Source organism: Sporosarcina koreensis (assembly GCF_001531445.1).
Lineage (GTDB): Bacteria > Bacillota > Bacilli > Bacillales_A > Planococcaceae > Sporosarcina > Sporosarcina koreensis_C.
In genome coordinates, this window is record NZ_LQYA01000251.1 from 54,089 (window position 1) to 59,531 (window position 5,443).

At 44.4% G+C, this 5,443-nt stretch carries 5 protein-coding genes; 3 read left to right on the plus strand and 2 right to left on the minus strand.

Annotated elements, in window-relative coordinates; genetic code table 11:
* Window positions 1-865, plus strand: an 865-nt coding sequence (gene ilvA, locus AWV70_RS21175; protein ID WP_235588801.1) for a threonine ammonia-lyase IlvA, incomplete at its 5' end; no start/stop codon positions are given.
* A 41-nt stretch (window positions 866-906) separates the two neighbouring features.
* Here the strand turns inward: ilvA and dacB are convergent.
* Entirely contained in the window at window positions 907-2,394 is a 1,488-nt protein-coding gene (dacB, locus tag AWV70_RS21180) for a D-alanyl-D-alanine carboxypeptidase/D-alanyl-D-alanine endopeptidase (RefSeq protein WP_235588802.1), read from the minus strand.
* A 191-nt stretch (window positions 2,395-2,585) separates the two neighbouring features.
* The gene (locus AWV70_RS21185) at window positions 2,586-4,004 is read right to left on the minus strand and encodes an NAD-dependent succinate-semialdehyde dehydrogenase (RefSeq protein WP_060210465.1); all 1,419 of its coding nucleotides are present in this window, start codon (window positions 4,002-4,004) and stop codon (window positions 2,586-2,588) included.
* Window positions 4,005-4,172: 168 nt separating this feature from the next.
* On the opposite strand from AWV70_RS21185, the gene selD reads away from it, so the two are divergent.
* On the plus strand, window positions 4,173-5,222 hold the full coding sequence (gene selD / locus AWV70_RS21190; protein WP_060210466.1) for a selenide, water dikinase SelD: 1,050 nt from the start codon (window positions 4,173-4,175) through the stop codon (window positions 5,220-5,222).
* A 23-nt stretch (window positions 5,223-5,245) separates the two neighbouring features.
* A partial coding sequence (locus tag AWV70_RS24995) for a rhodanese-like domain-containing protein (protein WP_268777903.1) occupies window positions 5,246-5,443 on the plus strand: 198 nt, incomplete at its 3' end.

A 5,443-nucleotide genomic window follows, 5' to 3' on the forward strand; every position in this document is an offset into this window, starting at 1 on the left:
ATTTGATGATTCTTCCGCATATGCAATGAATTGTTCAGAACAGGAAGATCGGATATTCATCCATCCTTTTGATGACAAGGATATCATCGCTGGCCAAGGGACAGTTGCTGTAGAAATAATGAATGATATCGAAGAGCCGATCGACTTTGTATTTGCAAGCATCGGCGGCGGAGGGCTTATGGCAGGGGTTAGCACATATATTAAAAACCTTTCCCCAATGACGAAAATGATCGGTGTTGAACCGGAGGGGGCAAGTAGCATGAAAGCCGCCATCCGGAACGGTGCTGTCACATCTTTGGATACTATCGATAAATTTGTTGATGGGGCGGCTGTTAAATGTGTAGGTGCCCAAACGTATGAGATTTGCCGAAAATATGTCGATGATATTATGAGTGTTCCGGAAGGGAAAGTTTGCACGTCAATTTTGAGTTTGTATAACGAGCATGCCATCATCGCCGAGCCTGCAGGGGCTTTGCCAATTGCCGCGCTCGACTTCTATAAAGACCAGATCAAAGGGAAATCCGTTGTTTGTATTATCAGCGGAGGGAATAATGATATTGGGCGGATGCAGGAAATTAAAGAAAAATCCCTATTACATGAAGGGCTGCTCTATTATTTCATCATCAATTTCCCTCAACGGGCAGGTGCTTTGCGGCAGTTGTTAGACTCTGTATTAGGACCAGACGATGATATTACCACTTTTGAATATACGAAGAAGCATAATAAAGAAAATGGACCGGGACTTGTAGGCATTGAATTGAAAAGGAAGGAAGATTATGCCGGACTATTGCTTCGAATGGAACAGAACGGCTTTCCGTTCACTGAAGTGAATAAAGATAGCACATTATTTGAACTTCTTATTTAATCCCAAAAACGCAAACGGCAATATAACGCCGTTTGCGTTTTTTAATTTGTAGGTGTTGTAGCGATGATCGTTGCAATTTGATCAATCGCAGGAAGTGCAGTCTTCTTCTGCCCTTGTGTCAGGACGCTAAATATTAGCGTCTCCCCATTTCTTGTTTCAACATAGCCTGCCAAGGCATTGACATGGTTCAGACTACCTGTTTTTGCAACGACTTTTCCTTTTACAGTAGCACCCGTCAATCTGTTTTTCAATGTTCCGCCAATAAAACGGTCATTCATCCCTGATACAGGTAAACCTTGTACGAAACTTCCATACCAAGGGGCTTGCCGGACAAGAAACAGCAATTCAGTCAACTCGGCGGATGTCACTTTGTTTTTATGTGACATGCCGGATGCATCTTCAAAATCCCAAGCAGCTGAATGTAAACCTATGGATTGTCCAAATTCACGCATGACCCGCAAACCCGCATTCCAACTTCCATCTCCATAAAGCTGTTTTCCCATTGTCTTTGCCAATATTTCGGCATGTGTATTATTACTTAACTTCATGAAAGGCCTCATTAATTTCTTCAGAGGCATCGATTGTCTGGACGAGATGATGTCCGCATTTTGCGGGGCTTCCCGTCTTGTCACTTTCGATGATTTGTTGAATTTGATCCCTTTAGAGCCAAGGGACTTTTTAAAAACATCAAGTGAGTAGGCTGTCGGATTGGAGACGGTCACCCATTCCTTTTTCCCAGCACTGCCGATTGGAGCGTTTCCAGTAATGACAATCGTATTCGTTCCATGCTTGCGCTTGATGGATAAGGTGTTTTTATGGCCTTTTGGGACAGTGTTGCTTTTATTGATGATCGTGATAATGCCTGTATCAGGCGTCATCGTCACTTTAGCTTTATACCCTTTCTTTGTCGGACGGGCATTGACGATGACAGTGCCGGCATCATAATCGGTATTCGGAGATAATGTCAATCCGGATATTTGTGCCGCATAGTAAAAGGTTTCGTCACTTTTATCGATTCCTGGTGATAGACGAATAGCGTCAAACCAGCTGTCATCTCCGACGAGATCGCCATTGATTTTCTTTACACCTGACTTTGCAAGTACCGTTGCAAATTGATCCAAATCTTTCTTCATAAGTGTCGGATCTCCTTGCCCTCGCAAATAAAGATTACCGTTCAACACGCCTTTTTCTATTGAACCATCCGTAAGCATTTCTGTCGTGAATCGGTATTCTTCTCCTAGTGTTTCCAATGCGGCTGCGGATGTGAGAAGTTTCAATGTGGAGGCGGGTGTCACTTTACGATCCGCATTTGCCTCGTAAACTATTTCTCCGGTTGACGCTTTTCGTACAGTGACACTGCTGACAATTGACTTCATCGAGGAATCCGCCATTGTCGCATTAATATTTCTTTCCATGCTCTCGTATGGACTTGAAGCTTGAACGTCCGGTTGCCCCGGAATAACTGTGAACACAGCAGCAAACGACATGATAACAGCCACAAAAAACATGGCAGTTCTTTTGAAAACCAAACCATTTCCCCCTTCTTCTATGATGTCATGTACAGTCTACCATTTTTATCTAGTCGGTTAAATAGTTTTCAAGATAGAAAACAATTTTTTAATCAAATATATTCAACAGAAAAATATTCTATATTTGATAAACCCACTATCTAAATAACAAAAAAAGACATCCATGTAAATTTTGGATGTCTTTTCCTACGTTATAATCCCACTGAAATGTATTTGATTTCTATATATTCATCCAAGCCATGATGTCCGCCTTCGCGGCCAAGTCCACTCTGCTTGAAGCCCCCAAATGGCGCTTGAGGAGTTGATGGAAGTCCATCATTCAATCCGACGATCCCATACTCCAATTGTTCACTCATCCGAATGCCTCTTGTAATATTTTCGGTAAACACATACGCAGCCAGTCCATAGATCGAATCATTGGCCCTTCTTAGTACCTCTTCTTCTGAAGTAAACGTTGTAATGGGCGCAACGGGACCGAATGTCTCTTCCTTCATGCAAACCATATCATCCTTCACACCAAGCAAGATGGTGGGCTCATAAAACAAGCCTTCCTTTCTTGTTCCTCCAACCGCTATTTTCGCGCCTTTCGATTGCGCATCATCGACATGTGATTGCACTTTGCGGACTGCATGTTCATCGATAAGCGGTCCGATTGCAACTCCTTCATCCATCCCGTTTCCGACCTTCAATTGTGATACGCGATCAACTAATTTCGCTGTAAAATCCTCTGCAATGTTTTCATGTACATAAATACGATTCGCGCATACGCATGTTTGTCCGGCGTTTCGGAACTTGGCGGCTACGACGCCATCCACCGCTTTATCAATATCACAATCTTCCATGATGATAGCGGGTGCATGACCTCCGAGTTCCAGTGAGATTTTCTTCACTGTGTCTGCCGCACCGCGCATCAACAGTTTTCCGACTTCTGTGGAACCGGTGAATGTCAGCTTGCGGACACGGGTATCCTGCAGCCAAGCATCACCGATTACGCTTGCCTCCCCGGTTACGACATTCACGACACCGGCAGGAATGCCCGCTTCCAATGCCAGCTGCGCTAATCGGATTGCCGTAATCGGCGTCTGTTCGGCAGGTTTGATGACAACTGTGCATCCTGCGGCAAGTGCAGGGCCGACCTTTCTTGTAATCATCGCTGCAGGAAAATTCCAAGGCGTGATTACTGCAGTTACACCGACCGGTTGTTTATGGATGAAAATCCGTTTTCTAGTATGGCTTGATGGTATCGTTTCACCATAAATGCGCTTCGCTTCCTCCGCATACCAAGAGATGAATCCATTTGCATAAGTAATTTCACCCTTCGCCTCCGCTAAAGGCTTTCCTTGCTCTTCCGTCATTGTCTGCGCCAAGTCTTCCATATGCATTTCAATCAGCTTATGCCATTTCCCCAATAAAGAACTCCGCTCGTAAGCAGAAAGACCAGACCATTCCCGAAATGCTTCATATGCGGCATCCACAGCTAAAATGGCTTCATTTGCCCCTCCATGAGGCACGGATGCAATGGGTTCTCCCGTGGCGGGATTCATGACATGAATCGTCTTAAGATCTTTGCCAACTTCTTTGCCATTGATAATCATCGGAAAAATATTCATCTCTTAACCTCCTCATTTATCTTTATACAAATGTACCATTACTAGTATTTCAAATCCTTTCCGATGGGTTGGAATTAGTAAGACATTTTTTCGAAACATAGCACACTATACGATTGTGTCCAATGTGCTACACTATTTTATAACTAATCTTGAAGGGAGGAAAAACAGATGGATACAACTAATTCTGTAAAATTGACTTCACTTACAACAAAAGGGGGATGCGGCTGTAAAATCGGACCCGCCGATCTCTCGCAGGTTCTTCAATCCCTCCCCCCAGCCGCCTTCGATCCTAATCTTCTCGTCGGACTTGATACGAGTGACGATGCCGGTGTTTATAAATTGACCGACGATATTGCGATCGTCCAAACACTTGACTTTTTCACACCGATTGTCGACAATCCTTATGATTTTGGACAGATTGCTGCGACAAATGCAATTAGTGATGTATACGCAATGGGTGGAAAACCGATAACTGCTCTTAACATCGTGGCATTTCCCATATCAACGTTGGACAAAAGCATCCTTTCCGATATTTTGCGCGGAGCTGGAGACAAGTTGAAAGAAGCTGGCGTCACACTTGTCGGTGGACATTCGATTGACGATCAGGAGCCTAAATTCGGCCTTGCCGTAACTGGAATCGTCCGCACCGATAAAGTCCGCACCAATGCAGGAGCCAAAGCGGGAGACAAACTGGTGTTAACGAAGCCCATTGGCGTGGGAATTTATACGACCTCTTTAAAACATGGTGCACTTTCGACTGATGAAACTGAACTAGTGACTTCGATTATGACGACTTTGAACAAAACGGCGTCTGAAGTGATGGCATCCTTCGAAGTTCATGCAGCTACAGATGTTACCGGCTTCGGCTTGCTAGGACATGCGACCGAAATGGCCAAAGCCAGCGGAGCAAGCATCCGGATCTTCTCTGAACAAGTGCCGATCCTTCCCCGTACAAAAGAACTTGCTGAAGCAGGAAGGATCCCCGGTGGCACGAAAAGCAACTATGCCCATGTAGCTGACACGGTCACCTATTCCGAAAAACTTGATCAATTGGACCGCTATATTTTGTGTGATGCTGTGACATCAGGTGGTCTACTCATTGCTGTTTCGGCAAATGAAGCGGAACAATTAGTTGACGAAATGAATAATAAAGGCGTCAACGCAACCATCATCGGGGAAGTTACTGATGAGCATGCAGGAAAGCTCCATGTTGAATGACCTTATACTAGAAGGTGAAAATGTTGATTCGAGATATTAGTTTACAAGACCTATTTTCAGCCGTGGAAAGAGAGCCACATACAATCATTGACGTCCGTTCTCCATCCGAGTATAGCGAAGCGACGATTCCAGGCAGTATAAACATTCCTGTCTTTACTGATGAGGAACGGGCAGAAATTGGCACCCTTTACAAACAGGTCAGCAAAGAAGCTGCAAATGAA